The sequence below is a fragment of the Stieleria maiorica genome, from assembly GCF_008035925.1.
Taxonomy (GTDB): Bacteria; Planctomycetota; Planctomycetia; order Pirellulales; family Pirellulaceae; genus Stieleria; species Stieleria maiorica.
Genome location: NZ_CP036264.1, coordinates 5,623,902 through 5,642,286, shown reverse-complemented (window position 1 = coordinate 5,642,286; position 18,385 = coordinate 5,623,902). Strand labels below are relative to the sequence as shown.

The 18,385-nt window shown below is 61.4% G+C and carries 14 protein-coding genes; 11 read left to right on the top strand and 3 right to left on the bottom strand.

Annotated features, from left to right (window positions below; genetic code table 11):
- The first annotated feature begins 270 nt into the window (after positions 1–270).
- The 3 genes from Mal15_RS19185 to Mal15_RS19175 all read left to right on the top strand — a co-directional run bounded on the left by Mal15_RS19185 (position 271) and on the right by Mal15_RS19175 (position 2,974).
- On the top strand, positions 271–945 hold the full coding sequence (locus Mal15_RS19185; RefSeq protein WP_147869245.1) for an HAD family hydrolase: 675 nt from the start codon (positions 271–273) through the stop codon (positions 943–945).
- 338 nt (positions 946–1,283) lie between these two features.
- Entirely contained in the window at positions 1,284–1,808 is a 525-nt protein-coding gene (purE, locus tag Mal15_RS19180) for a 5-(carboxyamino)imidazole ribonucleotide mutase (RefSeq protein ID WP_233902887.1), read from the top strand.
- Between the two features lie 5 nt (positions 1,809–1,813).
- Complete coding sequence (locus tag Mal15_RS19175) at positions 1,814–2,974, top strand: 5-(carboxyamino)imidazole ribonucleotide synthase (protein WP_315854271.1); 1,161 nt, start codon at positions 1,814–1,816, stop codon at positions 2,972–2,974.
- Positions 2,975–3,275: 301 nt separating this feature from the next.
- On the opposite strand, the gene Mal15_RS19170 is transcribed toward Mal15_RS19175, so the two are convergent.
- Positions 3,276–3,944: a redox-sensing transcriptional repressor Rex gene (locus Mal15_RS19170; protein ID WP_147869244.1), complete on the bottom strand. Its 669-nt coding sequence runs from the start codon at positions 3,942–3,944 to the stop codon at positions 3,276–3,278.
- Positions 3,945–4,471: 527 nt separating this feature from the next.
- Here Mal15_RS19170 and Mal15_RS19165 point away from each other — a divergent pair.
- Both Mal15_RS19165 and Mal15_RS19160 read left to right on the top strand, forming a co-directional pair.
- Positions 4,472–6,226 carry a hypothetical protein gene (locus Mal15_RS19165; RefSeq protein WP_147869243.1) on the top strand — a complete coding sequence of 585 codons (1,755 nt, stop codon included), beginning with the start codon at positions 4,472–4,474 and terminating at the stop codon, positions 6,224–6,226.
- Between the two features lie 366 nt (positions 6,227–6,592).
- Entirely contained in the window at positions 6,593–8,422 is a 1,830-nt protein-coding gene (locus Mal15_RS19160; protein WP_233902886.1) for a prenyltransferase/squalene oxidase repeat-containing protein, read from the top strand.
- 299 nt (positions 8,423–8,721) lie between these two features.
- Here the strand turns inward: Mal15_RS19160 and Mal15_RS19155 are convergent, their stop codons facing one another.
- The gene (locus Mal15_RS19155) at positions 8,722–9,180 is read right to left on the bottom strand and encodes a DUF2752 domain-containing protein (RefSeq protein ID WP_147869242.1); all 459 of its coding nucleotides are present in this window, start codon (positions 9,178–9,180) and stop codon (positions 8,722–8,724) included.
- Positions 9,181–9,364: 184 nt separating this feature from the next.
- On the opposite strand from Mal15_RS19155, the gene Mal15_RS19150 reads away from it, so the two are divergent.
- The 3 genes from Mal15_RS19150 (at position 9,365) to Mal15_RS19140 (ending at position 13,053) form a co-directional block, all read left to right on the top strand.
- On the top strand, positions 9,365–10,177 hold the full coding sequence (locus Mal15_RS19150) for a sugar phosphate isomerase/epimerase family protein (protein ID WP_315854270.1): 813 nt from the start codon (positions 9,365–9,367) through the stop codon (positions 10,175–10,177).
- Positions 10,177–11,106 carry a glutamate--tRNA ligase family protein gene (locus tag Mal15_RS19145; RefSeq protein ID WP_147869241.1) on the top strand — a complete coding sequence of 310 codons (930 nt, stop codon included), beginning with the start codon at positions 10,177–10,179 and terminating at the stop codon, positions 11,104–11,106. Before Mal15_RS19150 ends, Mal15_RS19145 begins: the two co-directional genes overlap by 1 nt.
- Positions 11,107–11,388: 282 nt before the next feature.
- Positions 11,389–13,053, top strand: a complete 1,665-nt coding sequence (locus Mal15_RS19140; RefSeq protein ID WP_147869240.1) for a BBP7 family outer membrane beta-barrel protein — start codon at positions 11,389–11,391, stop codon at positions 13,051–13,053.
- 161 nt (positions 13,054–13,214) lie between these two features.
- Here Mal15_RS19140 and Mal15_RS19135 read toward each other — a convergent pair whose 3' ends face one another.
- Positions 13,215–14,156 carry a nucleoside hydrolase gene (locus Mal15_RS19135; RefSeq protein WP_147869239.1) on the bottom strand — a complete coding sequence of 314 codons (942 nt, stop codon included), beginning with the start codon at positions 14,154–14,156 and terminating at the stop codon, positions 13,215–13,217.
- A 119-nt stretch (positions 14,157–14,275) separates the two neighbouring features.
- Here Mal15_RS19135 and trpD point away from each other — a divergent pair, with 119 nt between their 5' ends.
- The 3 genes from trpD (at position 14,276) to Mal15_RS19120 (ending at position 18,213) form a co-directional block, all read left to right on the top strand.
- Positions 14,276–15,286 (top strand): anthranilate phosphoribosyltransferase, encoded by a 1,011-nt coding sequence (gene trpD / locus Mal15_RS19130; RefSeq protein ID WP_147869238.1) that lies wholly within the window; start codon positions 14,276–14,278, stop codon positions 15,284–15,286.
- A 99-nt stretch (positions 15,287–15,385) separates the two neighbouring features.
- Positions 15,386–16,528, top strand: a complete 1,143-nt coding sequence (gene mqnE / locus Mal15_RS19125) for an aminofutalosine synthase MqnE (RefSeq protein ID WP_147869237.1) — start codon at positions 15,386–15,388, stop codon at positions 16,526–16,528.
- A 245-nt stretch (positions 16,529–16,773) separates the two neighbouring features.
- Positions 16,774–18,213 (top strand): pectate lyase, encoded by a 1,440-nt coding sequence (locus Mal15_RS19120; protein ID WP_147869236.1) that lies wholly within the window; start codon positions 16,774–16,776, stop codon positions 18,211–18,213.
- Positions 18,214–18,385: the final 172 nt, after the last annotated feature.

The following is an 18,385-nucleotide window of genomic DNA, read 5'->3' as shown; positions in this document are numbered from 1 at the left end:
CGCGGTTTCGTTCGTATTGATGTTGGCGGTTTCGATTCCGCTAAACCCTCATGGGATTAGCCGTTTGGCGTCAGCCTACGGGCCTCCGTAGACACAGGGGCCCGAACGCTTGCGCGAATCGGCTGATATCACTCGTTATTCCTCATTCCTCGCCCGATGGATGCTGTGAGTCGACCATCCTTCGCGTGACGGGCGACGGCGTGGATGAGGCGCAAACGAATCGATGGGCCAGACTGCCCGCGGCGGCCGACTTTTGTTAACTTTCCTCACATGCGGACGCTGTTTTTCGATATCGACGGGACGTTGTTGGTGACTCAGAGTGCCGGAAGCGGTGCGCTGGTGCAAGCGATGCGCACCGAATTCGAGGTGACAGAGGCTTCCGCCGAAGGGATTCGGTTCGGCGGACGCACCGATCGCGACTTGGTGTGCGAGTTTTTGGTGGCTGCAGGCATCGACCCGACCCCGGAGAACCAGGGGCGGCTGCGACGGCGCTACGCGGTGACGCTCCGCGAAGCCCTGCGGACCGTCCGGGGGAACGTGCTGCCGGGCGTTACCGAGTTGTTGCCCGCATTGTCGGTCACGCCCCATGTCTCCTTGGCCGTCATGACCGGCAACTTCCCCGAAACGGCGCGGATGAAGTTGGAAACCTACCGCTTGATCGACTATTTCCCTTGGGTGGTCGGCGGCGACCTGGATGCGGTGCGCTGCGACATGGCCCGGCGAGCGGCCGATCAACTGGCGCGGCGGAGGGGCGAGGCGGCGCGGGATAACGTGATCGTCATCGGCGATACCCCGAACGACGTCCGCTGTGCCCAGTCGATCGGCGCCAAATGTCTGGCGGTCTGTACGGGGACGGCCAGCCGCGACGAACTCGAATCCGCCGGCGCCGACCGCATCGTCAACGACCTGACCGACCAGGCCGCGATGGAGTTTCTGGTGGGGTAGGGGCTGTGTCCCGCGGTTGCCGGCTCGCAATGGCAAGGTTCGTGCGGGCAAAACGATGGGGGCAAAACGATGGGGGCAAAACGATGGGGGCAAAATAATGAAAACGGAGATGCCGGCGCCCGCCCGCCCAACTTCATGCCTTGATTGTTTGTTTGGCATCCTTCAATTCATTGATTGTTTTGCCCCCATTGTTTTGCCCCTCCTCTTCACCACTGACTTATTCGTCCAACGTTGAATTCACCCTGCCTCTCGCTACTTTCGGTGCCACCGGTTTCCCTTTAAAACTCTGGTTTGACCGGCATTCCCCACCTCCCTCCGCCAGCTCAACTGCAGCGAGTATGACGACACCTGACACTGACGGCACGCAATTCCCCGCCACCGACGCCCTGGTCGGGGTGATCATGGGCAGCAAGAACGATTGGGAAACGATGCGACCGGCTTGCGAGATTTTGCAACAGTTGGGCATCGCACACGAACGCACGGTCGTCAGCGCCCACCGCACGCCGGCTCGGATGTTCGCCTATGCCCAATCGGCGCGGCAACGCGGATTGAAAGTGATCATCGCCGGGGCGGGTGGCGCGGCCCACCTGCCGGGCATGGTGGCATCGGAGACCTCCTTGCCGGTGATCGGTGTGCCGGTGCAGAGCCGGGCGCTGCAGGGACTCGATTCGCTGTTGTCGATCGTTCAGATGCCGGGCGGAATTCCCGTCGCCACGATGTCGATCGGCACCAGCGGGGCAAAGAACGCCGGCTTGATGGCGGCTCGGATTCTGGCGACCAGTGACGATGATGTCCGCGTGGCGTTGGAGTCTTTCATCGAATCCCAGACGCAACAAGTCCTTGCCGCGACCGAGTTGGAGTAACCACGGTGTCAGCACTGAAATCGAATCAATCGGTGGTCTTGCCCGGATCGACCATCGGCATGGTCGGCGGCGGCCAGCTGGGGCGGATGTTTGCGATCGCGGCGATGCAAATGGGCTACGACGTGGTCGTGTTTTGCGGTTCGGCCGATGAACCGGCCGCACAAGTCGCCACGCGGACCGTGGTGGGCGATCTTTTGGACCACGACGTCGTCTCGCAGTTCGCCCGACAGTGCCAAGTGATCACGCTGGAGTTTGAAAACATCCCGGCCGAGACGATTCGTTGGTGCGGGGAGTTCGCGCCGACCTACCCGTCACATCACGTGCTGGCGACCGCCCAGGATCGGTTGGTTGAAAAAACGACGTTTCGCGACGCCGGGTTGGCGGTGACACCCTTTGCCGCGGTCGATTCGGCCGCCGCGGTCGGTGAATTTGCCCAGCAGCATGGATGGCCGGTGATCGTCAAGACCGCGCGCAGCGGCTATGACGGCAAGGGCCAACACCGCTTGGCCGGACTGGAGGATGCGGCCGAGGTGCCGTGGGACTCCGCCGACGCCTGGATCGCCGAACAATGCATCGACTTTGATCGAGAAGCGTCGGTCGTCGTCGCGCGTTCCAGCGTCGGCCAAGTGCGATGTTTTCCGCCCTTCGAAAACGACCACCGCAATCACATCCTGGACGTCTCGGTGTGCCCGTCGAACCTGTCGGCCACACAGCGTGAGATGGCCACGACGATTGCCACGCGAGCCGCGGAAGTTTTGCAGTTGGTTGGGGTGCTTTGCGTGGAGTTCTTCGTCGTCGATGCCGACACGATTCTGATCAATGAAGTCGCGCCGCGTCCGCACAACAGCGGTCACCTGACGATCGAAGGGTGTCACACCAGCCAGTTCGAACAACACGTGCGCGCCGTTTGTGGATTGCCGCTCGGATCGCCGGAGCTTCGAGTCGGCGGCGCGGCGATGGCGAACCTGTTGGGCGATCTGTGGGGCGACCAGGGCGAGCATCCCGATTGGGATCACGCCGTGGCGGTGCCCACCGTTTCGCTGCATCTGTATGGCAAGTCGGACGCCAAAGTCGGCCGCAAGATGGGGCACCTGACGGCGACGGGCGATTCGGTCCAGGCTGCCAAGGCGGCGGTGATGCAGGCGCGGGAGAGCCTCAGCGAATAGGCGGCTCGGCCGACTTTCGATCAAAAACTGAGCCGTAGGCGCTAGCCTCGGGCCTTACAAGTCTCGAAGGTCAATCCAAGGCCCGCGGCTAGCGCCGTCGGCTCATGAAGTAGGTGGCATTGGGCGCCAGCCTACGGGCGTCCATCGAGGCTGGGGCCCGAACGCTTGCGCGATTCGGCTGATGTCACTCGTGTTTCGTCGCCCGAGGGCTAGGGTGAGTCGACCATCCATCGCGGAATGATTTCGCTTGAATAAGGTGCCGAATCCATAGGCCAAAAAGCGATTCTCCCAAGCGAGGGCTTCAGCGGTTTTGGACGCTGAAGGCGAGGCGTTGCAGCTCGCTGGCCAGGTCGACGTTCACCACGGCGGTCGATCCGGGTAAACGCAAGGTGGTGGGGGCAAAATTCAGGATCCCGCTGATCCCGGCGGCGACCAGATCTGCGGCGACCGAGGGGGCTTGATCGACCGGGACGGCCAGGATGGCCAGGTCCGGTGAAAGTTCGGCCAGTTTGCCGGCCATGGTGGCGGCGTTCCAAATCGAAACGCCGCCGATCTGCCGATCGATCTTCGCCGGATCCAGATCGAAGGCGGCGACCAGACGGAACCCCAAGCGTTCAAAACCGCGGTAGCGGAGCAAGGCATCGCCCAGGGAACCGACGCCGACCAGGATGACTTGCCACTGCAGCCCGCTGCCGAGCACGGTGCCGATTTGTTCGGTCAGCTTGTCGATCGGGTAGCCGACGCCGCGGCGGCCGATCGTGCCCAAGCTGCTCAGGTCACGCCGCACGACGGCGGGCGAAACATCGACGAGGGCCCCGAGTTGTTTGCTGTTGATGTGGGTTTCGCCCTGGTCGGCCAAACGATGCAGCTCACGAAAGTAAAGGCTCAACCGACCCACGGCAGGGCGAGGTAGTTTGTTGACGCCGCTGTTGGGGTCCGAGGTCGTTTCGGGGGTCGGATCAGAAGGCATGATCGAATTGTAACGACCACGCGGGAGCGAGACGGGGTGAAGGGGCACGGGAAACGCACAGAAAAACTCAACTGAAACCCACCTCCCACCTCCCACCTCCCACCTCCCTGAAACCTGAAACCTGAAACCCATCTCTCCTGATCGCTACATCTGTTACGGATTGCAATGGCGGCACTCCCGGACAGCCCAGGCGTCTTATTTTGCCTTGATCGACCTGTTTGCTTGGTCGGAGCACTTTGCGCAGACGATGAATTGACGGCATAAGGACCCAATTCGTTGGCACGCAGAGTTTGTGTGTCCGCACCATCTTCCTCCCACCGTTTGTGCGGGTAGATGGGGACAGAGGTCAAGTCAGGCGTCGAACGGCATCCACGGGTGCAACGGCCGGAGTCTGATACGTCTCGAACGGGGGGTCTTTCGTCGCAGTGCACGTGCACGCAAAAAGTGCAGGAGGGTGTGAGCAATGGGTCTCGCATCATCCAGTGCGTCCCTTTGCAACCCAAAAGTGTTTCCTGGAGAAAGAAGAGATGAAAAGGCTGTGGTTATTGCCCGCCTTGGCGATCATCGCGATCGTCTCGGGGGCTCAATCCGCACGCGCCGCTTATTGTGGTGCCATCAGCTATCAAGGCTGTAGCAATTGCGGAGAGTCAGTGGTCAGCGACGGCACCGTCGTTGACGGCGCGGCGGCTGAACCAGTCGCTGACGGAGCGGCATCGGCAAACGCCGATGGCAGTTACACCGTCATGCGTAACGTCACCGAAACCGTTTACGAGCAAGTCCAAGAGACTCGCTATCGGACGCGGAACGAAGTGTACTATGAGGACGTCGAAGTCCAAGCGACCCGCGTGGTTCCTTACACCGAACAGCGTGAAGTCCAGTACACCGTGATGGTGCCGACGTACGAAACGAAAACGCGTACGATCAACTACACCGTCAACAAGCCGGTGTACGAGACGCACGAAAAGGTCATCAACTACACGGTCAAAAAGCCGGTGTACGAGACCAAAACCCGTACGATCAACTACACGGTGATGAAGCCGGTGTACGAGACGCACGAAAAGGTCATCAACTACACTGTCAAAAAGCCGGTGTGGGAGACCAAGACGCGCACGATCAACTACACCGTCAACAAGCCGGTGTACGAAACTCGTGAAAAGACCATCAACTACACCGTGATGGTTCCCGTGCACGAAACCAAAACGCGCACGATCAACTACACGGTTTACAACACCGTGCGTGAAGACAAAGTTCGCACCGAGAACTACACCGTCATGGTTCCCGAACAGTACACCAAGACCGTCTTGGTCAAAGGTGGACACTGGGAAACGCAAACGGAAACCGTTCCCGGCCCGATGATGCGTCGCACGGTTCGTGAGCCCGGCACGTGGGTTTGGGACGCTGCAACCTGCCGCTGCGTGTACTGCCCCGGCAAGTGCCGCGTCGAGTGCGTCCAAGGTTGCCCCAAGACGATCTGCAAGAAAGTCTGGGTTCCGACCTGCGAAGAAAAGGAAATCTGCTGCACGCGGTACAAGAAAGAGTGCCGTACGCGTGAGATCCCGTACACGGTTTGCCGACGCGTCCCTGAGTGCAAGACCAAGACTTGCAACTACACCGTCTGCAAGATGGTCCCCGAGTGCCGCACCAAGACCTGCAAATACACCGTTTGCAAGATGGTCCCCGAGTGCCGCACCAAGACCTGCGAGTACAAGGTTTGCAGCTACGTCTGCGAGCAACGCAGCAAGGTTTGCAAGTACACCACTTGCAAGATGGTTCCCGAGTGCCGCACGAAGACCTGCAACTACACCGTTTGCAGCTACGTCTGCGAGCCCCGCACGAAGGTTTGCAAGTACACCACTTGCAAGATGGTTCCCGAATGCCGCACCAAGACCTGCGAGTACAAGGTGTGCAAGATGGTTCCCGAGTGCCGCACCAAGACGGTCTGCGTCAACAAGTGCCGCACCGAGTGCTACACGAAGACCTGCAAGGTCAAGAAGTGCCGTCAGGTTTGCGAGCCTTACACGGTCACCAAATGCGTCCCGCGTACGGTCTGCAAGCAAGTCCCCGTGACGGTTTGCTGCCCGGCTCCGGTTTGCTGCGGTGCCGCTGACGCTTGCGGATGCTGCGAGCCGGCTTGCTGCAGCAAGCCCCGTGGCGGACTGCTGAAGAAGCTGTTCGGCGGACACAACGGCTGCTGCAACAGCGGCTGTGACGTCGCCCCCAGCTGCGGATGCGAAGCCGAGCCGACTTGTGGTTGCGAAGCCGCTCCTTCCTGCGGCTGCTAATTGAAACGGCCGAGCGGGTTGCCGCCGAGTTCCTTGAGCTCGGCGGGACCTCTCAGCCACTCAAAACTGCACGCGACAAGCCAGGCGGGGTGAGTCCCTCGGATCGAGGCGGCTCGCCCCGTTTTTTCGCTTGTCCGTCAGCGCCGGCCGCCCCGCGGCCTTCGCCGCGACACCTGTAAAAACCGCCCAGGCGTGGCCGACCACGCCGCGGGCGTGTTTTTTGTCTGAAAGCGACAAATGCGATATACTGCGTGGAAGCGATGGAGTCGCGAAACTCTTTCCTTTCTCCTTGTCGAGTCGAATGCTGTGTCGCAGAGTCTTTTTTCGAGTGACTCCTCGTCCGCTCGCACACTGCAACCGATCGATATGTCGTCCGTCCCCCCGGCACCACCGCCACCCCCGTCAAGCGGCGATCCGCGCGATCGCAGCCCCTGGGCCTCGGATGACGCAGCCCCCTTGCCGCAGTCTCAACCTTCCGCCGAATCGCCGTCTCCCTCACCGCCCGAGCCGCCGGCTGAGCTGTTGATCGATTCGGACGAAGAGACGCTCGGTGGCGATCAGGTTGCTGCCGGTCCGCCGGCGACCCAGGCCGGATCGGAGGGACGCGACAGCCGTTTTTCGGACCATCCGGCCAAATCGATTCCGCCGCCACCACCGCCGCCGCGGGCAACCCTGCCGCCGACCCGATCGATTGCCGAAGTGTCCGTTCCGCGAAGCGGAATCGGATCCGCCGTCACACGCTGGCGCGGAAGTCTGCCCGAAGTCACACCGGTGGGCGCCGATGCCGACGATTCCCAATCAGCGATTGCCGCGGCCGACCAAGAAGATCCGACGGCCGAAGTCACCCGATCGGCGCCCTCCTGGCTGCTCAGTTTGGTGATTCATTTGATCGTGTTGCTGGTGCTGGCACTGATCACCTCCCCGCCGGGCAACGGGTTCACCCATTTGGTGCTCGATTTCGGGATCAGCAACGACCCCGTCGAGGACGCGCTGGATCTGGACCTTTCCACGCCGCTGACCGAGGACCTGATCGAAGCCCCCGAGGACGCGTTGGACGACACGCTGGTGGAGTCGGAGATCCCGGACATCTTCGAAATGGTCCAGCCGGCCGAGATGGAAGCCATCGAGCCGGTGCTGCTCGGGGCCGAGCCGATTGAGATCTCTAAACCGATGTTCAGTGGTCGGACGGGGGCGATGCGCAAGGCGTTGATGGCGATGTACGGCGGGACCGAGGAAACCGCTAACGCCGTCAAACTCGGACTGGCATGGCTGAAACGTCAACAGCATCGCAGCGGGTACTGGAGCATGGTGCGGCCGTACAGCAACGGCGCCGTCTCCGAAAATCGGACTGCCGCGACCGCGATGGCCTTGCTGGCGTTTGCCGGTGACGGAAACACCCACCTGGAAGGCCCCTACCGCGTGGAAGTCGAAAAGGGGGTCAAGTACCTGGTGTCGCAGCAGGATCGCGGCGGGTACATGGCCGCTTCGGCGCGCGGGAACGAACGGACCTATGCCCAAGCCCAAGCGACGATCGCCTTGTGCGAGTTGTATGGCATGACCAAGGATTCTTGGTTGCGCGCTTATGCCCAACGGGCCGTCGATTACGCGCTCAAAGCCCAGGCTTCCGACGGCGGATGGCGCTATCGGCCCAACGAACCCGGTGATACCTCGGTGACCGGTTGGTATGTGATGGCGCTGCAAAGTGCCCGCGGGGCCGGGCTGGAGGTCGATCCGGGACAGATGAATCGCATCAGCAGCTACCTCGATTCAGCCGCCGTCTACTATGGCGCCGGCTATGCCTACCAGCCCGGTCGCTCCGACGCCACGCCGACGATGACCGCCGAGGGATTGTTGTGTCGACAGTATCTCGGCTGGGAGCGAAACCATGGCGCGCTCCAGGACGGACTGAGACTGCTGCGCGCCGATGCGCCCTTCGATATCAACCAGCAAAACGTCTATTACTGGTACTACGCCACCCAGGTCTTTCACCACGTCGGCGGTCCGATGTGGACCGAGTGGAATGATCAGATGAAGGTCAAATTGCCGGCGCTGCAAATCAAGGACGGCAGCGAACGCGGCAGTTGGGCGCCCCAGGGAGACCGCTGGAGCATCGGCGGTCGGCTGTACACGACCTGCTTGTCGATCTATTGCCTGGAAGTTTATTACCGGCACCTGCCGCTGTACGACCAACAGTAACCTCGTTCCCGGGCTCCCGCGTTCCGCTTGGGAACTCAATTCAACGCCGGCTCGGGACGTCGATTGTATTACTGATGGGGTCAGTTGCTTTTGTTCCGTGCGTCATCAAAGATCACTCCGCTCGGTTCGCCAACGGCGATCGACGACTTAGCCTGGGGTGAGACCGGATGAGCCCCAGCGAATCCGGGCGTAACCCCAGGCTATGGATGTGGATGCCCTTTGGGCAAGTGCTGCGGAATGAGTTCCGCAGCATCGTGAAGCAGCCTTCTGGGCTAACAAAGAAGATCGATGATCGTCCTCTACCCCAACACCCGCATGCCCCAATCGGCCAGCGTAACCAGGGCGATGGCGATCAATGCAATCGTGTAGCGCCGGATCGTGCGCTCCGATGGGATTTTTCCCTGCCGGACGATTTGCAGCAGCGTGCCCAGACCGCAGAGCGCGTAAATCGCCAACAACAAACCGCCCAGGTTGGCGGCGGCCGCGGCGCGAAACTCTCCCTCCATCATGTGCGCCCACGACGTCGTCATCCCGCAACTGGGACAGCGGATTCCGAACAGCACGCGTATGCTGCACGGGGGCAGTCCGAGTTGATGATGCGTGCCCAACCCGGCCGAATCGGGCTGCAGGGCCGCTGCGGTCGCCAACAATCCGACCAGCACGACTGCCGCGATCGCCGCAGCGATCCGCAGCAACCATCCGCGCCGACCTGCCGGCCCGGTGTAATCGGTTGATGTCAGCGGTTGCAAGGTTTCCACGCGATGGGGGCTGTGGCGATTGGGTGTGCCAGGGCGAGCGGATCTCCCGTTGGACGTCCTAAGCGGGACGGTCCCGTTGGCCGAATCGCAGGTCAGGTGTCTGTGGGCCCGTGCGGACCGATCCTCCGACTGTTATTCTGACGGTTCGATGGAAAAAACCGCAACCCGAACAGAAACTTTGCCCGTGAAGTACGCCATTTGTAACGAGACCTTCGGCGAGATGCCACTGGACCAAGCACTTCAAATCGCTCGCCAGGCGGGCTACACCGGCTGGGAAGTGGCCCCGTTCATGCTCACCGACGACGTGACACAATTCACCGCCGACCAGCGCGCCGCCTATCGCGATGCGGTGGCCGTTGCGGGGCTGGAAATCATCGGGTTGCACTGGTTGTTGGCCAAAACGGAAGGGTTTCATCTGACGACGTTGGACGAAGCGGTCCGCCGGAAAACGAGCGACTACTTCTGCGAACTCGCCCGGTTGTGCCGTGATCTGGGTGGCGATGTGATGGTGTTGGGATCGCCCCAGCAACGTAATTTTCCGCCCTCTCAAACCGAAGAACAGGCGATGGACGCAGCGGCAGATTGTTTGCGTGCGGTCGTGCCGACGCTCAATGAGTGCGGGGTCCGAATCGCGATCGAGCCGTTGGGGCGGGGTGAGGGCAATTTTCTTAACACCGCCGCAGCCGGTCGCGACCTGATGAATCGGATCGACAGCCCGCAGGTGGGGCTGCACTTGGACGTCAAAGCGATGAGTGACGAACCGACTCCGGTTCCCCAGATCATTCGCGACAACGCCGACGTGATGATGCACTTTCATGCCAACGATCCCAATTTGTTGGGACCGGGCATGGGCGACGTCGACTTTCGACCGATCTTTGAGGCCGTTAAAGAAGTCGGATACGTCGGCTGGACCAGCGTCGAGGTCTTCGATTACTCGTTGGGGGCCGAAGCGATTGCGCGACAGAGCATGGCCAACATGATCGCCGCGCAGTCGTGATGCGCACCCGGCTTGCTCCGTCACCGACCGGGGCGCAGCACCTGGGCAATGCGCGAACCCACTTGATCGCCTATTGGGCGGCGCGTCAGTGCGGAGGAGAATTGGTCTTTCGAATCGACGACCTGGATTCGCCCCGCGTCAAGGACTGGGCGATCAAGCAGGCGATCGAGGACATCCGCTGGTTGGGCATCGATTGGGACGGTCCGCCGACGCTGCAAACCGAGCACCAACCGCGCTATCGGCAAACGCTCGCGACGATCACCGGTGGGCGAAACCTTGCCTATCCCTGTGTCTGTTCGCGCAAGGACATCGCCGAGGCGTTGTCGGCGCCGCATGAAAGTCGGTTTCAAGGTGAGGGCCCGGTCTATCCGGGAACCTGTGCGGGGTATCGCGACGGAGCCCCGATTCCGCCGCAGCTGCATTGTTGGCGGTTGCGTGTCAGCGACGAAACGTTGGTGTTTGATGATCAGGTGCTTGGCCGCCAACAATGTAACCCGGCGCGGGAGTTGGGTGATTTCCCGATCACCACCAAGAACGATCAAGTTTCGTATCAATTGGCCGTCGTGGTGGATGACATGTGTCAAAACGTGGACTGGGTCATTCGCGGCAACGACCTGGTCGCCAGCACGTTTCGCCAATTGGAACTCTATCGCCATCTGGGATGTCGGCCGCCACGCTACGCCCACGTGCCTTTGGTCCGGGGAGTCGACGGCCGGCGGTTGGCCAAGCGTCACGGGGATACCCGGTTGAGCCATTATCGCGAATGCGGGGTGGCTGCCGAAGCCATCGTCGGTTGGGCGGCACACTCGCTGGGGTTGACCGACACGGCAGAACCTCAAAAAGCCGCGGACCTGATCGACCGCTTCGACTGGTCTCGTTTGCCCAAGCAAGACACCGTGATCGACGCCGAGCGATTGTTCGGATTGTGAGCATCGTCACGTCCACGTTCTGATTGACGGCTGCCCCATCGCTTGCGTTTAGCCAAACACAGACGGTTTTCTCGATGCGTCAGGGCAAACACGATTGCGAGTCTGCGCCCCAGCATCCCGCCGCAAAATCCGTCGACCGTTGCGGCGAAATCACGTCGCCCGGGTCGATGAAGGACCGACAGCGAGGTTCGCCGAGCCGATTGCGACGAAGCCGCCCTCGTTTTCTCGACTGACAGTCATCTGAGCAGGAAGCGACGAAAAAAGGATAAAGGAGTTAGGACAGTGAGAACTCATTTGATGCGACACTTCGCACTCGTACTCGGGTTCAGTCTCGGCGGCCTCGCTGCTATCGACTGTGCCGCATTCGATTCGGGCTACGCCGCCAACGGCACCTATCAACCGCCTGCTCGATGGAATAATTTTCGACATCCCGCAGCGCCGATCCAGTCTGCATCGCCGGCCCAAACGGCGATGCCTTTCGGCGCGACGGTGCAGTCGGCTGCGGCGCAAAACACCATTGAGGAATTGCCCGTCCCCGAAGGCAATCGAGTTTATCCGCCGGTCCCGACCATGCCGCCGGCACCGGTCGTGCCGCGGCAACCGATCGTGCCGCAGCAACAGGTGATGCCGCCGGCGCCGGGGATGGCTCCACAAGCCCATTACCACCAGCCGGGGCACGCGGCGCCGACGGTCGCCCCGGTGCATGCCCACGGGCCGATCGCCTCACCTGGGCCGGTCGCATCGCACGGGCAACCCTGTGACGCCCCGTCGTGTGCCAGCCCCTATGCTGCCGCGGCGGCGTCGCCATGGCAGGGTTCATCGTGTGGAACCTGCGCGACGGCGCCCGCGCCAGGTCCGCGACCGATCGCTCCGTGGTTCGGCGGGTCAAGCTTGATGTTCTGGAATATCGCCGGCAGCGACAGCACCCCGCTGGTCACCGACGACAGCAGCATGGTCTTGCTGCGAAACCGCGACCTGGAGCCGAATGACGACACCAGCTTTGACGTGCACGCCGGCCGTTACTTCGGATGCGGACAGTACGCCGTCGATGTCGAGTACATGTTGTGGGATCCGGAATGTCTGTGTCGCCAAGTGCCCGACAGCGGTGCGGGTTTGCGGTTGATCAATCCCGCGCTCCAAACCGCGTCGATCAATCGCGGCGCCGGTGCGACCACGGTCTACGACGACTACGACATGAACGCGGCGAGTATCCAGGTGATCCGCGACTTGAGGATCCAAAGCCTGGAGGTCAACCTGGTCGGGTTCGGACTGATGGGGGCGCGACGGCTGGGTTCTTGCAGTCCTGCGGCGCCTTGGGGAAGTTGCGGTCTGTTCGGCTGCAACGGGAAAGCGTGCGGCGGTGCGATCGGTCCGCTCGCACGAGCCGCCGGTGGACGACTGCGGATTCAAAACTCCCACGGGTTCCGCTGGTTCCAACTGGAAGACGAGCTTGAAATCGGCGGTGATGTCGACGGCATGACCGGCTACGGGGCGAACGACCTGTACTACAAGTCGATCGTCGAGAACAATCTGTTCGGTTATCAGTTCGGGTCGCGTCTGAGCTATTGCATGGGCAGTCGTGCGATGCTGAATCTGGGCGGCAAGATCGGCATCTACGGAAACGATGCCGAATTCTTTCACAGCATCACGACCACCACCGCGACGGCTTACACCAACTCGCAAGGTGCCGGTGCCGGAGACCTCTACACGCGGCAATCGGACATCTCGCTGGCCGGACTCGGCGAACTGGACCTCGGACTGGGGTACCGGATCAGCAACTGCTGGAGCGTCAACGGCGGCTATCGCGTGCTGGCGGCTTGCGGCGTCGCAACCGCGGTGGGGCAAATGCCGACCCAATACACCTCCGCCGCGACGGCCGGGGCGGTGCGTGCCGACGACTGTCTGATCCTGCACGGTGCCTACATCGGATTCGATTACAACTGGTAGGGCGGCGGGCGCCGACGAGGCGTCTGAGTGGAAGCAAGCCGTTCTCTTCCGAGATCCCGCGTTTCATGCCTCGTTCCCGGGCTCGGCCCGGGGGCGGGAATCTGCCCGGGCTCCGCCTCTGGCTGCACGTGGTGATTAAGGTAGCTACCTCGGGCAAGACACTACGACTTCTGCCCGGCATAGCGCAAACTTCGACGGACGAGCCCTTTGACCTCGTCAATGTCTGCCGACAGGGCGACTTCCATATTGGCATGCCATTCGGGTCGCAGGCGTTGGTCGAACACCGACATCCCGCGGGTGAGCAAGCCTTGCGTTTCGACCTTTCCGGCCATCTCCGTCCAGTCGAACAGTTCTGGTTCGACGACCGCGGCAATCGTCGCCGCGTCAATCAGTGGCACCAGTTCACGTCCGAGTCGTTGATGGGCGGTACGGAATGCAAACGGCAGGATCTGGTGCAGCAACTCGCCGGCCCGCGATTGTTTGGACGGTAACTGCTCCAGCAGGTCGACGCCGAATTCGACTTGGCCGGTGACATCCAACGGCAGCAGGCTTTTGGTCGTCGGTGAGGCAAAGACCTCGCTGGCGGCGGCGGGATCGAAAAACAGGTTGAACTCGGCCACGCTGCTGGCGTTTCCGGCGACGTTCACCGCGCCGCCGCTGATCACGACTTTGTCCAGCAGGTTGACGGCCGCCGGGTCTCGCCGATACAGGCGTGCCAAGTTGGTCAGCGGTCCCAAGCACACCAGCGTGATTTCGCCGGGATGTTGCCGTGCGAGTTCGGCGATCACCTTCTCGCTGGTCGGCAGGTGTTGGCGTTGGGTTTGGCCGATAGTCAGTTCCCCCAGCCCGCAGACGCCGTTGAGGAACAAATCGTCGATCGCGGAAGCGGTTTCCGGCGGCACGGCCTTGCCGATGCGTGGATAACGGGGGGGATCGAGCATGGAGACGATCGCACAGGCGTTGGACGTCGCTTGTTCGGCGGTGACGGTTCCGGCGGTCGCCGTCACCGCTAAGACGTTTAAACGAGGGTCAAACAGCGATGCCGTCAACGCGACGGCATCGTCGATTCCAGGGTCGGTGTCGATGATGATTTTTCGTGTCATGCGAAAAGTGTAGGTTGACGGGCGTTTCGAAACGAGCCCGATCCGCTAAAGTGCTGATCGTTCCCCGAAACCGACGCGGATGACGCCCCGATCGGCTCACCAGACACCCTGAATTACCGATGACGACCTTCGACGACGCGATCCAACAGGCCCAGCGCAACGAGGATCTGTCCGCCGATCAAACGGCGGTCCTGATCGACCAGATGCTCAGCGGCGAAGCGGCCGAGGATCAGATCGGCCAATTGTTGCTGGCACTCCGCGAGAAAGGCGAGGCGGTCTCGGAAATCGTCGGCGCGGCGACCGCCATGCGCCGCCACATGACCCGTATTCCCCATCGCCACGATTGCTTGCTGGACACCTGTGGGACCGGCGGCAGCCGCAGCGGATCGTTCAACATCAGCACCGCCGTCGCGATTGTGACCGCCGCCTGTGGGGTTCCCGTGGCCAAACATGGCAACCGCAAAGCGACCAGCGTGACCGGATCGGCCGACGTGCTGGAGGAATTGGGGGTGGGAATCGAGTCGGACGCCGATCAGGTCGCTCGGCGGTTGGACGAAATCGGTTTGTGCTTCTGTTTTGCCGTCAAATTGCACCCCGCGATGCGGCATGTCGTTGGAATTCGGCGCAAACTGGGCGTCAAAACCCTGTTCAATCTGCTCGGACCGCTCTGCAACCCGGCCGGAGCGACGCACCAATTGCTGGGCACCAGCAACGTCGATGCCCAGGAGAAAATTGCCGCCGCGATCGCCCAACTGGGGACCCGGCGTTCGTTCGTCGTCCATGCCGCCGACGGCCAGGACGAGGTTTGCCTGGATCGTTACACCGCCGCCGTCGAAGTTACGGGCAATCAGGTCAGCGGTCGATCTCGCTGGACGCCCGAGGATTTCGGTTTGTCGCCGACCGACGTCACCGCCCTGGCCGCCAGCGGACCCGCCGAAAGCGCTGCGATCATTCGCCGCATCTTGGACGGCCACCCCGGACCAGCGCGGGACACCGTCCTGGCCGGCGTTGCGGCGGCACTGCTGCTGACCGACAAGGTCACCTCATTGGCCGATGGCGTCTCGCAAGCCGCCCAGGTGATTGACAGCGGGGCGGCAAAGGCCAAATTGGAGCAACTGGCTCGGGCGTAGCGACGCTCGCCAGAGCGTGGAACGCATCCTGTTAACGCCCCCCTGACGTTACGGTTCACTCCGTGTTTACACTCGTCCCACTCGATTCCCAGCCTCAACATGCCTGCTACCGACGTCGCCGCACGATTCCGAGAAATCCGAGACAAAGTTGAAGCCGAGCAGCGGCTCACCTTGGACGACGGGATCTTCTTGTACGATCCCGCGGTGCCGCTGCAACAGATCGGCGAACTGGCGAATCTGGTCCGTGAACGCAAAAACGGCAACGTCGGTTACTTCAACATCAACACCCACCTGAATCCGACCAACGTCTGCGTCTATCGTTGCCGGTTCTGTGCCTTTCGCAGCGATTTGCGCGATCCCAAAGGCTATGTGATGAGCGACGAACAGATCGTCCAGCGTGGCCGCGAAGCGACCGAAAACGGGTGCACGGAAATGCACATCGTCGGTGGGCTGCATCACAAGATGCCCTACCAGTGGTACCGCGGCATCATCGAATTGCTGAATGAAACGTACCCGCAAATTCACCTCAAAGCCTGGACCGCCGTCGAAATCAATTGGTTCGAATTCCAGACCAAAAAATCGAAACAATGGGTGCTCCAGGACATGCGTGATGCCGGGTTGGGCAGCATGCCCGGCGGCGGGGCGGAGATTTTTCACCCGGAGGTTCGGGACCAGTTGTGCGAGCACAAAGCCAACACGCACGAGTGGTTGCAAATTCACCAAACGGCGCACGAAATCGGGCTGCGAACGAATTGCACCATGCTGTACGGGCACGTCGAACAAGCCTATCACCGCATCGATCACCTGATCCGGCTGCGCGAACTGCAGGATCGCACCGGCGGGTTCCAGGTCTTCATCCCGCTGGCGTTCCACCCCGAAAACACCAAGCTGGACAACATCAAAAAGCCTTCGGCGCTGATGGACCTGCGGACGATGGCGATCAGCCGTTTGATGCTCGACAACGTCCAACACATCAAGGCGTACTGGATCATGCTGGGCATCGAAACGGCCCAGACGGCGCTCGCCTACGGTGCCGACGACATCGACGGTACGGTCCGTCACGAATTGATCTATCACGACGCCGGGGCGACCACCCCGGAGTGTCTGAGCGTCGATCACATCAAACAACTGATCACCGAAGCCGGGCGCGTTCCGGTCGAACGCGACACGGTCTACAACCACGTCCACCGCGAGCCCCACGACTTCACCAAGTGGACCTCCGGCGCCCCGGTCGGCGTGTAGCTGGACGGCGCCTCACCTCGTGTGGAATTGATCGATTTGATCTCATTTCCAGGCGCCGCCATCGACGTGTCAGGCGGAGAGGTAGAAAAATTGGTGTTACGGAACAGAAGGGGCTATCCAACATTTTCTTACCCACGAAATTTTCTTACCTAATTTCCGCAGACGGCTAAGAGACGGGATCACATGGGATAACCGGTTACAATCTGGGGAGTTTTGAATTTCTCCTCCCACACCCCGCCCCACCCATGCGTCACAACTCTCGGATGCCCCGCCCGCTTCTGTGGATCGTCTGCGTTGTAATCGTCACTTTCATCGCGACGCCCGCTCGTGCCGATTTGGCTGACGATGCGCTTGCGGCCGCGAAAAAGGCAACCTCATTTTTGGTCGATCAGGTCAGCACCGAAGGCGGCTATCTGTGGAGCTATTCGGCGGACTTGGGGGCGCGGGAAGGCGAGGGAGTCGTCAACACACCAACCATCTGGGTCCAGCCGCCTGGGACACCGTCGGTCGGTGAAGCGTTTGTCAAGCTTTATGAAGCGACCGGCGACGAGCAATTCCTTGACGCAGCCAGGGCCGCCGCGGAAGCTCTTCGTCGCGGTCAAATGCGTTCCGGCGGATGGCAGGCGATGGTGGAGTTTGATCCGGAGCGTCGTCGCCGTTGGGCGTACCGGATCGATCCAGCCAGATCGAAGGCGAAAGACCAGTCCAGCCTGGACGACGACAAGACGCAATCGGCGTTGCGATTCCTGATCCAGTTGGACCGGGCATTGAACTTCAAGGACGAATCGATTCACGAGATGACGCTTTATGCCCTGGACGGACTGATCCAGCGCGGCCAATTCTCCGGCGGCGGATTTCCCCAGGTCTGGACCGACCAGCGCGGTCCGGCGGCCGACACACCGGACGAAAACGCGAGCTACCCCGAGTCGTGGCCGCGGACTTATCCCGGCCACAACGAGTACTGGCATCGCTACACGCTGAACGATCACCTGGCCCGCGACGTCATGAAGGTGTTGTTCCTGGCCGACGAAGTTTACGGTGACGCACGCTATTGCGATTCGGCAGTGAAATTGGCCGATTCGCTGTTGGCCGCCCAGATGCCCGATCCCCAGCCCGCCTGGGCCCAGCAATACAACGCGCAGATGCAGCCGATTTGGGCGCGAAAATTCGAGCCGCCCGCGATCACGACCAGCGAATCGTTCAGCGTGATCGAAACGCTGATGTTGGTCTATCGCCACGTCGGTGACCCGAAGTACCTCGATCCGATCCCCCAAGCACTCGACTACTTGGAACGCTGCCAACTGCCCGACGGCCGCGTCGCGCGGTTCTATGAACTGAAAACGAATCGGCCACTGTACTTCACTCGCGACTACCAGCTGACCTACGACGACAGCGACATGCCGACGCACTACGGATTCCAGCTGCAAAGCAAGGTGCCGCAACTGCGCAAGCAATATCAGCGCCATGAACGCTTGACGCCGCAACAGCTTGCCGAATCCGAAAAGCAGCGTCGCCCCAACCCTCGGGCGGTGCAGGCGATCATCGATCGGCAAGACGAACGGGGGGCGTGGATCAGCGATGAGGGGCTGAGATTCAACAAGCTTCCCGGGCCGACGGTGCAGATGAGCGTCGCCGTAGAACACCTCACTACGCTGGCGGAGTACCTGGCTGACCAAACCCGCTGACCGCATCCAGTTTCGACGTAGCTACGCTCGCCAGAGCGTGGAAAACGTCGGGGACCACCTTCTGGCGAAGGTAGCTACGTTTTAACGGCTAATCACAACGTTTGTCTGCCGAATCAACATTGCTCTGCAAGCCACCCGCGGAGTGTCCCTGTGTCACAGGTGGAAAAAACTG

What these genes read in the sequence shown, in the direction of transcription:
- trpD (WP_147869238.1), top strand. Translation starts at nt 14,276, where the DNA reads ATGACGACCTTCGACGACGCGATCCAACAGGCCCAGCGCAACGAGGAT.
- Mal15_RS19165 (WP_147869243.1), top strand. Translation starts at nt 4,472, where the DNA reads ATGAAAAGGCTGTGGTTATTGCCCGCCTTGGCGATCATCGCGATCGTC.
- mqnE (WP_147869237.1), top strand. Translation starts at nt 15,386, where the DNA reads ATGCCTGCTACCGACGTCGCCGCACGATTCCGAGAAATCCGAGACAAA.
- Mal15_RS19145 (WP_147869241.1), top strand. Translation starts at nt 10,177, where the DNA reads ATGCGCACCCGGCTTGCTCCGTCACCGACCGGGGCGCAGCACCTGGGC.
- Mal15_RS19160 (WP_233902886.1), top strand. Translation starts at nt 6,593, where the DNA reads ATGTCGTCCGTCCCCCCGGCACCACCGCCACCCCCGTCAAGCGGCGAT.
- purE (WP_233902887.1), top strand. Translation starts at nt 1,284, where the DNA reads ATGACGACACCTGACACTGACGGCACGCAATTCCCCGCCACCGACGCC.
- Mal15_RS19185 (WP_147869245.1), top strand. Translation starts at nt 271, where the DNA reads ATGCGGACGCTGTTTTTCGATATCGACGGGACGTTGTTGGTGACTCAG.
- Mal15_RS19120 (WP_147869236.1), top strand. Translation starts at nt 16,774, where the DNA reads ATGCGTCACAACTCTCGGATGCCCCGCCCGCTTCTGTGGATCGTCTGC.
- Mal15_RS19135 (WP_147869239.1), bottom strand. Translation starts at nt 14,156, where the DNA reads ATGACACGAAAAATCATCATCGACACCGACCCTGGAATCGACGATGCC.
- Mal15_RS19170 (WP_147869244.1), bottom strand. Translation starts at nt 3,944, where the DNA reads ATGCCTTCTGATCCGACCCCCGAAACGACCTCGGACCCCAACAGCGGC.